Raw genomic sequence first — 16,848 nt, forward strand, 5'->3', positions numbered from 1 at the left:
GAGAAACAATCTTCATCTTTAATGTAACATCGACTTGGGGGAAGTGTAAATTGATAATATATATACGGAAAATTTAGTATAGATGTTTTCTACTATGGATATAGTATAATTTGTTTTTATTACTTAATCACTATAGTAACATTTACTAAGTGAGTATTTAGATTTTTTATTATAAAAAAGAATGAATCATTTTTTAATCAATTCGTATAATTGTAAGAGAGGCACCTGTTGATCCGCCTCCAACTAAATTCACGACGGATAATATACCAAATAATTGTAGTGAAATTGTATTACCAGCATTTAAATTAGTAATTAAATTATTACTATAATTTGAAGTTGATAACGCGGGAGAAAAAATAGAGCCAGGAATTGGCGTAGAAGCGTTTAATAGTAGTCTTGTTCCAGCAAGTAGAGAGGTTGTCGTATTAACTTGATAGGTTAAATGATATCTTCCAGTTACAGGAATTGTAAATATATCGTTTGAGGCGTTAACTGTAAAATTACCGAGGCTTTGGTTATTAGAAAGAGGAATATTAGTGCCACCTAATATCACAGAGATGGGACCACCTAATGTATTATTAGCGAACATAGAGTTTGTTGTAACGATTAAACCAGTACTTCCGGTAGGCCCAGTACTTCCGGTAGGTCCAGTACTTCCGGTAGGCCCAGTAAGCCTGTAAGGGAAAATAATGTCAAGGGCCATTGACATTATTTCTTTTTTTCTAATTTCATTATTATCTTGAATATAAATCACCTCATCTTTTTAAATAAGAATGTTATAGATTTAGTACTTTTTAAATAGAATGATTTATTTATTATATTAATTAAAGCGGTTATAGCAACGGTAAAATGTTTAATATATGTAATAATTCTTTGGGAAGAAAAAGAGAATAGTTATAAAGTCATTCTTTAATAATAGGATCATAATGATGTGTATGAATTAAAAAACATGTGGAATGAGGTATTAAATTGAAACGCAATGACAATTTATCATTGAATAAGGGGATGATAGGGCCAGAAAATATTGGACCTACATTTCCGATTCTTCCACCAATTTATATTCCAACAGGAGAAACAGGTCCGACCGGAATAACGGGAGCAACCGGAGAAACGGGACCGACCGGAATAACGGGACCGACCGGAATAACGGGAGCAACCGGAGAAACGGGATCGACCGGAATAACGGGACCGATCGGAATAACGGGAGCAACCGGAGAAACGGGACCGATCGGAATAACGGGAGCAACCGGAGAAACGGGACCGACCGGAATAACAGGTTCAACGGGAATAACGGGACTGACCGGAGTAACCGGGCTAACCGGAGAAACGGGACCAATCGGAATAACGGGACCAACTGGAATAACAGGACCAACGGGAGTAACTGGAGCAACAGGTCCTACTGGGGGTATTGGCCCTATAACAACAACCAATTTGTTATATTACACTTTTGCAGATGGAGAGAAACTTATATATACAGATACTGACGGGATACCTCAATATGGTACAACAAATATTTTGTCTCCTAGTGAAGTTTCTTATATTAATTTGTTTGTTAACGGAATACTGCAGCCACAACCATTATATGAAGTGAGTACTGGTAAATTAACTTTATTGGATACGCAACCACCATCGCAAGGATCTTCAATTATATTACAATTTATCATTATTAATTAAAAGGACAGATCCTTAATGAAAAGGAATCTGTCCTTTTTGTTTCATATTTAAATAGTTAAAATTAAGTGAAGGTACATTCAATTTCTAGATGTTATAAATGGTTGAATGATAGGAAATTTACTTTCAATCCTTTTCATTGTGTATTGGAATAAAATATAGAATGAATTTTTCAATATATTATATGAGAGTTCTCTATGATACAAACGGCTTCATGTTTAAAAAGAGACCACAATTTTAGTAAAGAAATAATGTGAATTTATATGTAAAAAATGGCACCGTTAATTGTTGAGTATATTCAAATTAATATGTGTATTTGAACCTAAGAGATAAACGTGGAAAAATAAAATAAACTCTTAAGTTTAGGTATTTAATCTAAGCAGTCAATTATTAAAAACATATAATTAATATGTGAGTCATGAACATAATTAAATAGCGTTTGCAAGTTTAATTATATTTCATGTTTCCTATTTTAAGTCAATGTATAACACATACTCTTTTACAACTTTATGATCCTTATAATAGGAAAAACTCAAATATAAAACAAGTAAGGAGGACATAAATGACAAGTAATAATTGTTTTGGTCATAACAACTGCAATAATCCGATTGTTTTCACTCCAGATTGTTGTAAAAATCCACAGTCAGTTCCTATTACTAGGGAACAATTAAGTCAATTAATTACTTTACTAAACTCATTAGTATCAGCTATTTCAGCATTTTTTGCAAATCCAAGTGATGCAAACAGAGTAGCGTTATTCAATTTGTTTAATCAATTTTTAATTTTCTTAAATTCCTTATTACCTTCCCCAGAAGTTAATTTTTTGAAACAATTAACTCAAAGTATTTTAGTTTTATTACAATCTCCAGCTCCTAATTTAGGTCAATTGTCAACATTATTGCAACAATTTTATAGCGCACTTGCACAATTCTTCTTCGCTTTAGATCTTATCCCTGTATCCTGCGACTCAAATGTCGATCCTGCAACTTTACAAGTTCTTTTTAATTTATTAATTCAATTAATCAATGCTACTCCAGGTGCAACAGGTCCAACAGGCCCAACAGGTGCAACAGGTCCTGGAGGTGGAGTAACAGGTCCAACAGGCCCAACAGGTCCTGGAGGTGGAGCAACAGGTCCAACGGGAGCAACAGGAGCAACAGGAGCAACAGGCTTAACAGGAGCAACTGGTGCAACAGGTCCAACAGGCCCAACAGGTCCAACAGGAGCAACAGGCTTAACAGGAGCAACAGGCTTAACAGGAGCAACAGGTCCAACAGGCTTAACAGGAGCAACAGGTCCAACAGGTCCAACAGGAGCAACAGGAGCAACAGGCCCAACAGGAGCAACAGGTTTAACAGGAGCAACAGGTGCAACTGGTGGCGGAGCTATTATTCCATTTGCTTCAGGTACAACTCCATCTGCGTTAGTTAACGCGTTAATAGCTAATACAGGAACTCTTCTTGGATTTGGATTTAGTCAGCCTGGTGTAGCTTTAACTGGTGGAACAAGTATCACATTAGCATTAGGTGTAGGTGATTATGCATTTGTAGCACCGCGCGCAGGAACTATTACGTCATTAGCAGGTTTCTTTAGTGCAACAGCTGCATTAGCTCCACTATCACCAGTTCAAGTGCAGATACAAATATTAACTGCACCTGCAGCAAGCAATACGTTTACAGTACAAGGCGCACCTCTATTATTAACACCAGCATTTGCCGCAATAGCGATTGGTTCTACAGCATCAGGAATCATAGCTGAAGCTATTCCAGTAGCGGCTGGGGATAAAATACTGTTATATGTTTCATTAACAGCAGCAAGTCCAATAGCTGCAGTTGCTGGATTTGTAAGTGCAGGTATTAATATCGTTTAATTTGTTACAACGTTTAGTAGGAAATTAAACAGAGGTTTGTATATAGTCCTTCCTAAATTTAGGAAGGACTATATTTTTTGGGGGAATAGGTAATAAATCAATTGAATAATCACTCTTTGTTAAGTTCGTATAAAAAGTATAATTTATCCTTTCCTATTTAAGGAATAAGTTATGTAACATAAAAAAATTCCGGTCAGCAAAAAAAGATGAATTCTTTTACAAAAGAATTCATCCATAAAATAAACTATTTATTTTTATTACAGTTACATCCTTTTTTCTTTACATAGCCTTGCTGAGTTAAGTCTCTTTGCGATTGGGAATTGGAAGATTGGGAATTGGAAGATTGAGAGGATGCTGAAGAGCTACTATTTTTATTATAAGAGTAGTTTTTTCGATAGTTATAATTACTCATAGTACTATCACCTCCAATTTAATATATAAATATTATATGTATGTATACTATCAATTGTTACTATTATTAATAGGAAGAGAAGATACAATAAAAAATCTCCTCGGTATTTTCCTAGGAGATAAATGATGATTATTTTGAAAATTTACAAATTAATAACCCCAGTACAGAGGAAAGTAATAAGAATCTTGGCGATAGGGATTAGGCTGTTGAGTAAGGGGGTGGATTGGATAATTTTTCATTTCACGGTTTTGATTGCAGTTTGCCGGAGGACCAATTACAGTAGTTGATTGAATAGGAGAAATCGCTTGTTTCCATTGTTGTTCATTGAGGCAGTAAGTATGGGCCATCATATGAGCCGGAGTTAATCTTAAAATGTCAGAACCGAAAATAACTTCTGGCGCTGGGGCATTGAAAATAGCTAATAAATGAGTATTATCTGCTGTAGCAATTTCATAATGCCACCACGCTTGTGGAATGTTGGCAACTTGCCCCGGTTTTATCGGTAAGTTTAATATTTGATTCGTAAATGGATTAAGTAAAGAAACAACAGCAGACCCTGAAATACAATAAACAAGTTCAGCTGCATTTTGATGAATATGTGGTTCTACAACATTTCCTGTACTTAAATAAATATCTAATAAAGAAGTATTTTCTAAAGTATTTAATTGTTTAATGCCAAGTACATTTATATAATTTTGGGCATCTTTCTGAAAAAAATTACTTTTATTTACATCATAAGTAAAATTAGTTGAGGGGGAGGTATAGTCGATGTTGGCAGTCAATTGTATTACCCGCCTTTCTATAGGTAAGTTAGGTTACAAAATTAGGATATGTGTCTAGTCTTTGTTTTGTGCTGTTGTCGATAACTTAATAAATTCACTTATTCCATAAAGAATAAGGTATTAAGATTAAACTATATTCGTATTCCCATTCATACTTTGGATTGATGGAAAAAAGTAATGAAAATGTTAACTTAAAATTACATCAATCATTTATAAGGAGTGAATGTTCATGTCATTTAGTGAAATGATTAGAAATGAAGTACTCAGCTGGGCGGGTGTTTCTGAAAAAACGCATCGATTTGGTGGTATTGAAATAAATTATGGCAAGAAAGAACTTGGCCATCTTCATGGTGATAAATTAGCTGATTTACCATTTCCGAAGTTAAAGCGAGATGAATTAGTGAAGCAGGGATTGGTAAAACCACATCACGTATTACCTGAATCAGGATGGATCAGTTATTATATAAAGAGTGAAGAGGATATTCCATTTGCAATTGAGTTATTTCGTATGCAATATGACCGAATTAAAAAGTAATGAAATAAAGTAGGATAATAAAAATTTATTTTTATGTCACATCCCTCCTTAATCGTTCGTCTTGTATGTAGAACGATAAGGAGGGATTTTATTATGAATACATTTGATATAGCAATTGTTGGCGGTGGGCTTGCTGGATTAACAGCATCTATATATTTAGCGAAAGCTGGAAGGAAAGTGATTGTATTAGAAAAGTCGAGTCAATTCGGTGGCCGAGGGATGACTATAAATAAAAATGGAATCTGCATGAATCTTGGTGCACATGCTTTATATAGAGGCGGGGCAGCGTTTATAACTTTTAATGAGCTCGGTATGAATCTTCCAGGTGGAATACCATCTACAAAAGCACATGGAATATGGAAAGGGGATATATTCACCATCCCAACAGATTTTCGCTCAATTTTATCAACACCACTACTTTCGTGGTCTGCAAAAGTACAATTCTCACGTCTTATGATTCGTTTAGGAAATTTAGATGTAGGAGAAATTCCAAAAATGAGTCTAACTACATGGGCAGAAAATGAAATAAAAGATCCAATGGTTCGCAATATCTTTTATGCGCTATGCCGGACGACAACATATACGTTTGCTCCTACAATACAATTAGCATCATCTGTACTAAAGCAAATACAGCTTTCTATAAAAGAAGGAGTGCTTTATGTAGATGGTGGTTGGGAAACGATAATAACAAAATTAAGAGCTATAGCGAACGATGCTGGCGTGCAATTTTTGGCTAAAAAGCATGTTTTGGAAATAGAGCATTACGAAGATAAACAAAGAATACATTGTGTTGATGATGAGGTTTTTGAAGTAGGTACAGTCATCGTGACGACTCCGCCGAAAGAAGCTTGTAAAATAATAAAAGGTGCAGAAGGAACAAGTTTGCATAGGTGGAGTGAACAATCGGTACCGGTTACTGTTGCTGCATTAGATATTGGCTTGAGACAATTACCCAATCCTACACATCAATTTGTATTAGGATTAGATCAACCTATATTTTTCACAAATCAATCGAGAGCAGCTAAATTAAGTGAAGATGGATCAATTGCAGTGAGTCTAATTAAGTACCATAATCCTGTGCTAGCGATGAATCATATTCATGAAGATAAAGAACAGTTGGAAAGTACGATGGAGTTGTTACATCCAAATTGGAAAAGAGAAGTTGTTGCACAGCAATATTTACCGAAAATAACAGTAGTACATGATTTTCCTCATATTGACCGTGTTGAAAAACCGGGCCCAAATATACCTGAAATGCCAGGTATTTATGTTGCAGGAGATTGGGCAGGGCATGATGAAATATTAGCTGATGCTGCGGTAGCAAGCGGGAAACGTGCAGCGTTACACATTTTAAAGCAATATGAAAGTGAGGTAGTTCATCATGGAAACGGAGCAGTTATATGAAGCGTATCAACCATTATTATTTTCGTTAGCATACAGAATTCTTGGGAGCGTTATGGATGCTGAGGATATCGTTCAGGATGTATTTATCTCGCTAAATAATATAGAAGATCCTCAATCTATAGAAAATATGAAAGCATATTTATGTAAGATGGCGACAAATCGTTCAATTGATAAATTACGATCGGTAGCGCATAAACGTAACGTGTATGTAGGGATGTGGTTACCAGAGCCACTTGTAGAAGAGAGTGATGAGCCATCAAAGTCATTTATAATGAAAGAATCCCTTTCCACCGCATATTTATTACTTTTACAACAACTATCTGAGGTAGAAAGGATTGTTTTCATATTAAGAGAGGTTTTCAGTTATGAATACGAAGAAATAGCTTCAATTGTTGATAAGAGTAGTGTGAACTGCAGGAAGATCTTTCAACGTGCACGAAAAAGCATTTTGGAGAAACCGAAGCAATCAAAATTAAGCACGGAGAAAATGGCTTCTTATGTTGAAAAGTTTGTATCATCATTACAGTGTGGGGATGAGGAAGGTATGTTAGAAGTATTAAAAACAGATGCTATACTCAAAGCTGATGGTGGTGGTAAAGTTACGACTGCGATTAATCCGATTTATTCTGCGGATCGAATTATGCGCTTGTTCTTTGGGATTGCACAACGATTGACAGAAGAGTACACTGTTGATTTCAAAATGGTAAATGGTATGCCAGGAGTTATAGTTACAATAAATAATAAAGTAACGTATGTTCTTTCGTTTGCATTTGAGGATGAGAAAATTTCAAATATTTATATGATGGTTAATCCTGAAAAACTTATGCATTTAAATGTAAAAATATAAAAAAGCGCATTTCTTCAGAAATGCGTTTTTTATTATTTTTCTAACATTTCAAGAGGTACATCTTTTTCGCCAGCTACCTCAAATTTAATTTCCCCGTCTTCTTCATAAATACGTGTAATAATCGGTATAGTAATCATTAATTTTTTATGCTGCTTTCGTTTTCGAGCAGCATCTAAGCTAATCACGTTCATTTGTAAGCATCCTTTCTTCTGGAAATATATAAACAAAGAAAATGCGTCCGAAAAGGGCGCTTAATTGAATTTGAAATACCGATTCATTTAAATGGGGTTTATATAATTTAATAACTGCAATTTTAATATGAAATAATATGAATGGAATAATTGCACGTAGAAATTAACTTTACCAAAAAACGAAACAATATGCTATAAAAAATTATAAATCTTTGTCATATAACAGGAAAAAGGTTTTTGTTTCGCATATAATAAAAAGTAGACGGGCAGCAAGAGCTTTTTCATCATATTGCTTGGAAAGGCGATGAAAAGAATGGATACAGTAGATTCATTATTATTGCAACTTGAACAATATGGAGAAGAGCATGATCGAAATAAAAAAACAAGGGAAGAAAAATTACGGAATGTTTCTCGTGAGATGGGGCAATTTTTATCAATTTTAGTAAAAGGGTGTAATGCAAAAAACATCTTAGAAATTGGAACTTCTAATGGTTATTCTACATTGTGGTTAGCTAATGCGGTAGAAGAAACGAATGGAAATGTAACGACTGTAGAGCTTTCTTCAGAACGAGTTGGAGAGGCACTTGTCAATTTTGAAAAGGCAAACCTGTTACAAAGAATCGATATTCATAATCAAGAAGCCGGGGCATTTTTAGATTCGCAATTAAATCATTCATTTGATTTTATTTTCCTAGATTCAGAGCGTACGCAATACATGTGGTGGTTTGAGCATATAAAACGTATGTTACAACCAAAAGGTTTTCTTGTTGTTGATAATGCAACTTCTCATGCGAGTGAATTAGGTGAGTTTATAAAAATGATTGAAGAAGATGATACGTTTGAAACGGTGTTATTAGCGTTTCAAAAGGGAGCATTTGTAGCTCGCAAAAATAAATAAAAGTGAGCGTAATAGAATTATCACATTGAAAAAGGGTGAATGTCAAAAGATTGAGTGTAGCACGATTGAAAGAACGTAAATTATTTAGGAAATATATGAAGAATCCGCCTTCAGCATGTAGTTCTCTAGGTCTTAAGTCTGAGGAAAATTATGTTGATTACAGGTATACTTATAGTAAGAAACAGGGAATGACTGCATAAACAGACATTTCTAAAAAATCGATTTCAAGCAGGCAGAATGTATATGAAATACGATATAATTGATGAAATATAGTGCATATGAATTCGCACATATAAATAAAGGAGCGATTTTGTTGACTGAACTCGAGAAAAAAGAACCTGTATCCATTGTGAAAGATAATAATGTAGAAGTAGTAGTTGATACAGTTATAAAAGATGCAGAATTAGAGGAACTAAATAAAGAAGCTGATCTTTATGTACAAAAGTTAAATAGCGAGCAAAATACAGATTTATCAAAAGTATTGTCTCAGCTAGGAGATTTAGGGGATAAAGAGCAACAAGCAGCAGGACAAACGTTATCAGCTTTAAAACGCCCTGTAACAGCGATGATGAATGGGAAAAATGAAGAAATTCCAAATACATTGTTAGAATTACGAAAAGTGGTATCAGAGCTTGATCCCAATTCACTTAAAGCAAGTGGTATGAAGAAAATAATGTTTAAAGTATTCAAGAAAAATCCACTTGAAACATACGTGCATAAATACCAATCTATAGATAAACAAATCGAGGAAATTATTAGATCCCTCCTAATTGGTCGTGATAACCTACAAGAGGATACAGTTGGTCTTGAAATGTTAAAAGAACAATCGCACGATAAAATTCATGCTCTTGATAAACAAGTATACTTAGGGAAAAAGCTTGCTGGCATGCTTGAAGCTGAAAAACAAAACCCAGAGCGTCAAAGGGATATTCCGTTAATTAACGATGCATTAGAAAAGATACTTGTACGTACACGTAATATGCAGCAAGCGAAAAGTGTATTATTACAATCTATAGCTTCTGTAGACATCATTAAGAAAAACAATGAAAAATTAACAGAGGCAATACGTAATGCGATTACGATGACGCAAAACGTTGTAACAGTTTCAGCTGCTATTCAGCTAGCATTAACGAATCAACGTAAAACAATTGATGCGGTAAATGCGACGAATGAAGCAATTGAATCGATGGTGTTAAGTAATTCTCAAGCGTTAAAACAAAATACAGAAGAAACGACGAAATTGCTTGAGAATCCTGCTATTAGCATGGATAAATTACGCGAATCATTCCAAAATGTGTTCGCTGCAATTGAGGCATCTGAAAAATCGTCAGAACGTATTATTGAGTCAAGTAAGAAGTTTGTTATTGAACTAGACACATTTAATGATGAGATGAAGCAGAAACTCATTCAGCGTCCAAGGAAATAACGGATTATTAGAGGAGGTGAACAAATGAGTTTCATTCAAACAGTACTATTACTACTCGGTACATTGCTTTTAATAGCATTTACTGTCGTTGTTTTAGTCGTATATTTCGGACGGAAACTGTATTTTTCATGGACGAAGCCATATAAAAAAGCGCAAGATTCTTTAGATAAGTTATCAAACAAATCAATACCGTTTCTACAAGAATTTACACAACACCCACTGTTTTATCGCTGGATTCGCACCGAAGGAAAGAAAGAACAAAATATACTAAATACTCTATTCTGTGCATCAGGTCAACGTACGAGAGAACAAGTCTTCTCGATGTTACCGAAAGAAAAGCAGAAAAAAGTGCATGTAATGGCAAAAACTACGAAAAAGCTTACAAGTGAAGATATCGATGTGGCTGCGATGAAAGTGAAAGATTTCTTAAGACAAGAAACGCAGCAAACTGTAAAACCGACAGACTTATCATTTTATAAATTGTATTTTTATGACCGTTATCCAGACGCATTAAATACAATTCAAGCGTATAAACGCTCAATAAATCCTTCATTACAAAGAACGGTTGATGATATTACAATTTCAGTATTAAATGCACTTCCGTACTATCAAGAGCAACGCATGTTTGAACAACAACATAAACTTGAAACGTTCTTAATGAAAGATTTAACGGCCATGTTATCGTTGGTAGTACAATTACCACCTTCACAAAGACCAGAGAAGGAAGAAGAATTGAAAATCTACTTGGAAAATTTCAAAAAAGAAATGGAAGTAGTAGAGCGAGATATTCGCGACTCAATTGATCATGATTTAAATGTGAAGATGAGAGCAGCGACTGAGAAGTTTAAGAATAAATAACAAAAAGCGCCTTAAAAGCTAAGTATCACAGCTTTAAGGCGCTTTTTGTTATGAGATTTTATTTTGCTCTAACGGTAGTATGACTAGAAGCCACACTTTCATTATGCAATCGATCAACTGCAGTTACGACATACGTATACATTTCTCCAGAAATAACGGTTTTATCTACATAAATTTCTCCAAGTTTTGTTTTTCTTACAGTAGTAAGTAAATTTTTAGGATTTTGTATATCCACTTCATTTTGCCCATTCGCGCGGTAAATAGCGTAATAAGCAGAATCATTATCTCTATTATCAATGATACCGATTGCAATACCTTCATTTCTTGGAATGGCACCTTTTAATGTCGGTTGTTTTGGTGGATCATGATCAATCCAAGGCATAGGCGGGATTAATGCAGGATGTATATATATGTCTTTTGAGAGTCTATCTTTAACTCCAAGTGGATTGTTATTAATATCTTTTAAGCTAAAATGCATACTACCTTTTATTTCAGGATATAGCCGGTTTAATGTAATTTGTCTTGGATATTCTTCTGGATCAGACCAAGCAGAGACGGAGTTATTATTAATTTTATAGGCCGCTTGACCGATGTATAGGTGAATCGGTTTGTTATTTGTTTCTTTAACCCACCAATCTACTAATATGTCATATGCAGCTGGGGTGAAACCTATATTCCAATATATTTGCGGTGTAATGTAGTCAATATATCCTTTTTGTATCCACTCACGTGTGTCAGCATAAAGGTCATCATAGTTTCTTTGGCCTGCGGTTGTGTTAGAGCCAGTCGGATCGTCAGCTATATTTCGCCATACACCGAACGGACTAATGCCAAACTTTACGTATGATTTTTCTTGTTTTATAGCAGTATTTAAATCTTTTACAAGTTCATTTACATTGTTACGTCGCCAATCTTCTATATTTGTAAATTTACCGTTATTATATGTTTCGTATGTTTTCTGATCTGGAAATTCTTCACCGGCTACTTTATATGGGTAAAAATAATCATCCATATGCAGCGCATCAATATCGTAATTTTGTACGATTTCTAAAGCACCTTCTGTTATAAATTTTTTCACTTCTGGAATACCGGGATTGTAATATAACTTTCCGCCATAAGGTACAACCCAATTGGGGTGTTGCCTTGCAGGGTGATTATTTGATAATCGATTTATATCAGTGTGATTCATCGTTATTCGGTATGGATTAATCCATGCGTGGAATTCTATATTTCTTTTGTGTGCTTCTTCAATCATAAATGCAAGTGGATCGTATCCGGGGTCTTTTCCTTGTGTACCCGTAATGTATTCAGACCAAGGGCCGTAATTTGAGGGATAGAAAGCATCAGCTGTTGGTTTAATTTGTACAACAACTGCATTCATACCAGTGCTTTTTACATCGTCTAATAATCTTATAAATTCTTGTTTCTGCTTTTCAATAGGTAAGCCAGTTTTTGTGGGCCAATCAATATTCAGAACTGATGCGATCCATACAGCACGTAATTCATGTTTTTTGTACGTAGTATTTACTTCAGCATAAGTAGAGTGAGGGGAAATGAAAGAGAAAGGGATGAACAAGATGACGATACAACATATCATTAATAAACGTTTAACGATCATTTATACGCCTCCCTATCATATGATTATTTAAAATAATATCTGAGGTGAGGTTGGCCTTGCAATAGAGAAAATTACACATTGAAACATTAATTTAATAGGAAAAATATTTTTAATGAAATTTACTTTCATTATAACTAAATTCATTTACTACTTCATATGCTTGTTAGTAAAGTGAAACTTCCTTTCATTTGAAGGGTAATAAATTATAAGTATAGGAGGATTAATAAATGAAGGTTTTGTTTGTCTGTTCTGGAGGAATGTCCAGTGCAATTGTTGTAAACGCTTTAAAAAAAGAAGCGGAGAAAAATGGTTTGAACATGGAAGTGCATGCAATTGGAACGAATGAGGTAGAGGAAGAAGTAAAGAATGGCTGGGATGTCGTAATGGTGGCACCTCAAATAAGACACCGATTTGACTCTGTAAAAAAATTTGCAGAGGAGGAATCTATTCCGTGTGGCATCATTCCACCGCAAGCATACACGCCGCTTGGAGGCCCGACTTTATTAAAAACTGTAAATGAATTAATCAGTTAGGGGGAAGCGTTATGAATAAGTTTGTCACGTTTCTTGATAAAAACTTATCTGGCCCGATGGCAAGGCTTTCTGAGCAGAGGCATCTACAAGCAATCCGTGATGGAGTTATTTCGGCGTTACCATTTATTATAGTAGGAAGCTTCTTTTTAATAGTAGCATTTCCACCACTGCCGAAAGATAGTTTCATATCGGTTTGGGCATTAAAGAATCAAACAAGTATATTAATACCATATCGTTTAACTATGTTTATTATGTCCTTATATATAGCATTTGGAATAGGATATAATTTAGCGAAAAGTTATAAATTAGATGCTTTATCAGGAGCACAGCTTGCGGTATGTTCACTACTTTTAACATTAACGCCTGAGTTAATTGATAAAAAAGGATTTATGCTTCCAATGACAAACCTCGGAGGTCATGGATTATTTGTGACGATGATTGTCTCTATTTTATCAGTTGAGATTTTAAGATTTTGTAAGAAGAATAACGTAACGATAAAAATGCCAGAACAAGTACCACCGTCAGTATCACGTTCATTTGAAGCACTTATACCTGCAGCATTCGTTATTATTATTATGAGTCTTATTACAGTCGTTTTTAAAGTTGATTTACATTACGTTGTAGATAAACTAGCCGCACCGTTAGTAAAAGCTGGTGATAGTTACTTTGGCGTTATTATACCTGTATTTTTAATTACGTTTTTCTGGTCTTTCGGGATACACGGAGTATCAGTTGTAGGTACTGTGGCAAGGCCGCTTTGGGATGTGTATTTAGGAAAGAACGGTGAAGCTGTAGCAAGTGGAGCGAGTCATTTTCCGTTTATTGCACCAGAACCGTTTTATCAATGGTTTATTTGGATTGGTGGTTCGGGCGCAACGTTAGGGCTTGTGTTAGCTATGATCGTATTTGGTCGATCAAAATATTCGAAAGCATTATCGAGAACGTGTATTGTTCCGGGGATTTTTAATATAAATGAACCGGTTATATTCGGTTTGCCGATTGTATTAAATCCAATTTTAATTATTCCTTTCGTCATTACACCGTTAGTAACAGCTACTATAGCTTATGCTGCAACAGCGATGGGATTTGTAACACCAACGCATATTATGCCGCCATGGACATTACCTGCTCCAATTGGTGCTTATTTAGCAACAGGTGGAGATTGGCGTGCGATTGTATTAGTTTTTATAAATATAGCAATATCGTTCCTTATTTATTTACCATTCTTTAAAATGTACGACAAAAATATGCTTGAAATTGAAAAGAATGGTGACGGGGAATCTGTTAATCCTTAATCTGCATGCTATTATTTTGAGTGATAGACTTTTTGTCTATCACTTCTTTCACATTAAAACTAGAAAGGGGGAAATAGAATGAATATAAAATTTAGTTATAAAGGCGTATTTTTATTATTATGTGGAGTGATTTGTGCAAATTTACTTTTTGTCCCTTTATTAGGCATGCTAAATCTATCACAAATGCATAGTATCTGGCTCGTTACAAGTATTGCGGCAAGCGTTTTGCTTACGGTAGTTGTTTCTTTCATTGATGGATCGTTTGCATCGAAAGCTCAGTTGTTTTTTAGATTTATATTGTTTTCGATTGGTTGTACGTTCGTTACTTACATGATTGTTTTTTAGTAAATAGGAGGTCATGCACGTTATGTATATTGCAGGGGTAATGTCTGGTACTTCATTAGATGGAATAGATGTAGCGCTCGTTCATATAGAAGGAAGTGGTGTAGATTCTAAAATCGAACTCATCCATTTTACTACTGTTCCATTTTGTAATGATATGAAAAATGAGATCCAACAAGCGTTATCAATTGAAACTTCGAATGTCCAACTTATATGTAGTTTAAATTTTAAACTTGGTTTATGCTTCGCCAATGCTGTAAAGGAAGTTTGTAAAGAGGCCAATTTTCCTTTGAGACAATTAGATTTAATAGGCTCTCACGGACAAACGATTTATCATCAGCCAAAGCAAGAAGGAAATATTATTTCTTCAACATTGCAAATTGGGGAACCAGCAGTAATAGCATATGAAACGAACACGACAGTTATCTCGAATTTCCGAACGATGGACATGGCGGCAGGGGGACAAGGTGCACCACTTGTACCATATTCAGAGATTATTTTATATCGGCATCAAACTAAAAATAGACTACTACAAAATATTGGCGGGATTGGTAATGTTACAGTGGTTCCAAGTAAACGAAGTAATGAGAGTGTTATTGCTTTTGATACTGGACCAGGGAATATGATAATTGATGAAGTATGTCAAAGGTTATTTCAGTTGTCATATGATCAAAATGGTAAGATTGCAAAACAGGGAGTAGTTGTAGATGAAATTTTGACTTATTGTATGAACCATCCATTTTTGAACGTGAAACCACCAAAATCAACAGGTAGAGAACAGTTTGGAGAAGCGTTTGTGACTGAATTATTGAATCGATTTGAAAAGCATAGTAGAGAAAATATATTGGCAACTGTCACAATGTTTACAGCAAGTTCAATTGTTCATCATTATCAGGAATTTATTTTTCCGTATTATGAAATCGATGAAGTAATTTTAGGCGGGGGCGGAAGTTATAATCGTACACTTGTTGAAATGATACGATTTGGATTAAAGGAAGAAAAATGCAAAATATTTACTCAAGAAGATTTAGGCTATTCCTCAGCGGCGAAAGAAGCAATCGCCTTTGCGATTTTAGCAAACGAAACGTATCATCGTAATCCGAGTAATGTGCCGAGCGCAACAGGTGCAAAGCAATCTGTAGTTTTAGGGAATATAACATTCCCTCCAATTTGAAGAGAATGAGGCGAATATATGAAGTATATGATTGGAGTAGATGGCGGGGGAACGAAGACAGAAGCAATTGCATTTGATAAAGACGGTAACGAATTTGCAAGAGCTACAAGTGGATTTGGAAATATATTAATAGATTTTGAAGAAGCTCTTGTGCATATTATGGAAGTGATTGATCAATGCCAGAAAGGGTTATTAAAGGGGGATTGCGTTTGTATTTGTTTAGGATTAGCGGGTGTAAGTGGAGCAAATACAAATGAATTAACATTACGTCTAAAAAAGAAGTATGGAACACCAATTGAAGTATTCAATGACGCAATGATCGCACATGCAGCTACTTTAAAAGGGAATGACGGAATTTTAACAATTGGTGGTACAGGTGCGATTTGTCTTGGAAAGAAAGAAGAAGCGTATGAGTATAGCGGTGGATGGGGACATATTTTAGGTGATGAAGGAAGTGGATATTGGATTGCATTACAATCTTTAAAGAAAATGGCAATTCAATTTGATCAAGGAATCAGTCTTTGTCCATTGAGTTTGAATATTCAAAGGCAGTTTCAACTTTTGACACCGTCTCATATAAAAAGCTTAGTATATACTTCTTCTAAAGATAAAATTGCAGCAATCGCGCCATTAGTTATTCAGGAAGCGAGAAATGGAAATGATGATGCACATGAAATTATAATGCAAGCTGGAAAGGAATTAGCAAGGATTACAGTAAATGTTTATAACAAGTTAAACTTTAAGCACTCAACGCCAATTGCAGTAAGTGGCAGTATATTGCGTTTAGTTCCTGAAATATTTGCTGTATTTAAGAAATGCTGTGAAGAAAGTATGAAAGAAATTATATTTGTATCACAAGCAGAAATGGCAGTGAAAGGAACATATTATTTAATGAGGGATATATATTTTTAAAAATAGCGTATGAGAATTTTTGTATGATTTGTAAAAATATGATGTTAAAATGTATAAAGGAATGTATATTAAAACGTACA

Annotated in this window: 17 protein-coding genes; 13 read left to right on the top strand and 4 right to left on the bottom strand. The window is 34.8% G+C overall.

The genetic code is table 11. The features are described 5' to 3' along the window. Positions 1 to 193: 193 nt before the first annotated feature. Positions 194 to 754, bottom strand: coding sequence for a BclA C-terminal domain-containing protein (locus CN409_RS07105; protein WP_044783926.1), 561 nt, complete (start codon positions 752 to 754; stop codon positions 194 to 196). A 215-nt stretch (positions 755 to 969) separates the two neighbouring features. Here CN409_RS07105 and CN409_RS07110 point away from each other — a divergent pair, with 215 nt between their 5' ends. Together CN409_RS07110 and CN409_RS07115 are read left to right on the top strand one after the other, a co-directional pair. Next, positions 970 to 1,674 carry a DUF4183 domain-containing protein gene (locus tag CN409_RS07110; protein WP_097981668.1) on the top strand — a complete coding sequence of 235 codons (705 nt, stop codon included), beginning with the start codon at positions 970 to 972 and terminating at the stop codon, positions 1,672 to 1,674. Positions 1,675 to 2,233: 559 nt separating this feature from the next. Next, positions 2,234 to 3,541: an exosporium glycoprotein BclB-related protein gene (locus CN409_RS07115; RefSeq protein ID WP_097981666.1), complete on the top strand. Its 1,308-nt coding sequence runs from the start codon at positions 2,234 to 2,236 to the stop codon at positions 3,539 to 3,541. 561 nt (positions 3,542 to 4,102) lie between these two features. On the opposite strand, the gene CN409_RS07120 is transcribed toward CN409_RS07115, so the two are convergent. After that, positions 4,103 to 4,735 (bottom strand): cupin domain-containing protein, encoded by a 633-nt coding sequence (locus CN409_RS07120; RefSeq protein WP_000126310.1) that lies wholly within the window; start codon positions 4,733 to 4,735, stop codon positions 4,103 to 4,105. A gap of 229 nt (positions 4,736 to 4,964) precedes the next feature. On the opposite strand from CN409_RS07120, the gene CN409_RS07125 reads away from it, so the two are divergent. The 3 genes from CN409_RS07125 (at position 4,965) to CN409_RS07135 (ending at position 7,521) form a co-directional block, all read left to right on the top strand. After that, the gene (locus CN409_RS07125) at positions 4,965 to 5,270 is read left to right on the top strand and encodes a luciferase domain-containing protein (RefSeq protein WP_000010327.1); all 306 of its coding nucleotides are present in this window, start codon (positions 4,965 to 4,967) and stop codon (positions 5,268 to 5,270) included. Positions 5,271 to 5,363: 93 nt separating this feature from the next. Next, on the top strand, positions 5,364 to 6,674 hold the full coding sequence (locus tag CN409_RS07130) for a phytoene desaturase family protein (protein WP_001091191.1): 1,311 nt from the start codon (positions 5,364 to 5,366) through the stop codon (positions 6,672 to 6,674). Then, positions 6,652 to 7,521 (top strand): sigma-70 family RNA polymerase sigma factor, encoded by an 870-nt coding sequence (locus tag CN409_RS07135; RefSeq protein WP_000447150.1) that lies wholly within the window; start codon positions 6,652 to 6,654, stop codon positions 7,519 to 7,521. Before CN409_RS07130 ends, CN409_RS07135 begins: the two co-directional genes overlap by 23 nt. A 32-nt stretch (positions 7,522 to 7,553) precedes the next feature. Here CN409_RS07135 and CN409_RS31700 read toward each other — a convergent pair whose 3' ends face one another. Beyond that, positions 7,554 to 7,712 (bottom strand): hypothetical protein, encoded by a 159-nt coding sequence (locus tag CN409_RS31700; protein WP_001100984.1) that lies wholly within the window; start codon positions 7,710 to 7,712, stop codon positions 7,554 to 7,556. A gap of 304 nt (positions 7,713 to 8,016) precedes the next feature. Here CN409_RS31700 and CN409_RS07145 point away from each other — a divergent pair, with 304 nt between their 5' ends. From CN409_RS07145 to CN409_RS07155, 3 genes are all read left to right on the top strand, one after another. Further along, a complete protein-coding gene (locus CN409_RS07145) occupies positions 8,017 to 8,610 on the top strand; it encodes an O-methyltransferase (protein ID WP_002082794.1) in 594 nt (197 codons plus the stop codon). Positions 8,611 to 8,923: 313 nt separating this feature from the next. Beyond that, on the top strand, positions 8,924 to 10,036 hold the full coding sequence (locus CN409_RS07150) for a toxic anion resistance protein (protein WP_000137396.1): 1,113 nt from the start codon (positions 8,924 to 8,926) through the stop codon (positions 10,034 to 10,036). 24 nt (positions 10,037 to 10,060) lie between these two features. Next, entirely contained in the window at positions 10,061 to 10,894 is an 834-nt protein-coding gene (locus CN409_RS07155; RefSeq protein ID WP_000008362.1) for a DUF3974 domain-containing protein, read from the top strand. Between the two features lie 58 nt (positions 10,895 to 10,952). Here CN409_RS07155 and CN409_RS07160 read toward each other — a convergent pair whose 3' ends face one another. Next, complete coding sequence (locus CN409_RS07160) at positions 10,953 to 12,512, bottom strand: glycoside hydrolase family 10-like protein (RefSeq protein ID WP_000636025.1); 1,560 nt, start codon at positions 12,510 to 12,512, stop codon at positions 10,953 to 10,955. Positions 12,513 to 12,739: 227 nt separating this feature from the next. Between CN409_RS07160 and CN409_RS07165 the strand changes: the two genes are divergently transcribed. The 5 genes from CN409_RS07165 to CN409_RS07185 all read left to right on the top strand — a co-directional run bounded on the left by CN409_RS07165 (position 12,740) and on the right by CN409_RS07185 (position 16,768). After that, complete coding sequence (locus tag CN409_RS07165; RefSeq protein ID WP_000865903.1) at positions 12,740 to 13,045, top strand: PTS sugar transporter subunit IIB; 306 nt, start codon at positions 12,740 to 12,742, stop codon at positions 13,043 to 13,045. 11 nt (positions 13,046 to 13,056) lie between these two features. Then, positions 13,057 to 14,340, top strand: coding sequence for a PTS sugar transporter subunit IIC (locus CN409_RS07170; RefSeq protein ID WP_001032289.1), 1,284 nt, complete (start codon positions 13,057 to 13,059; stop codon positions 14,338 to 14,340). 78 nt (positions 14,341 to 14,418) lie between these two features. Further along, the gene (locus CN409_RS07175; protein WP_097981665.1) at positions 14,419 to 14,685 is read left to right on the top strand and encodes a hypothetical protein; all 267 of its coding nucleotides are present in this window, start codon (positions 14,419 to 14,421) and stop codon (positions 14,683 to 14,685) included. Between the two features lie 22 nt (positions 14,686 to 14,707). Next, entirely contained in the window at positions 14,708 to 15,856 is a 1,149-nt protein-coding gene (gene anmK, locus CN409_RS07180) for an anhydro-N-acetylmuramic acid kinase AnmK (protein ID WP_000274969.1), read from the top strand. An 18-nt stretch (positions 15,857 to 15,874) separates the two neighbouring features. Continuing rightward, entirely contained in the window at positions 15,875 to 16,768 is an 894-nt protein-coding gene (locus CN409_RS07185; protein WP_000876579.1) for a BadF/BadG/BcrA/BcrD ATPase family protein, read from the top strand. Positions 16,769 to 16,848: the final 80 nt, after the last annotated feature.

It is taken from the genome of Bacillus sp. AFS012607 (genome assembly GCF_002558005.1).
GTDB classification, from domain to species: Bacteria; Bacillota; Bacilli; order Bacillales; family Bacillaceae_G; genus Bacillus_A; species Bacillus_A thuringiensis_S.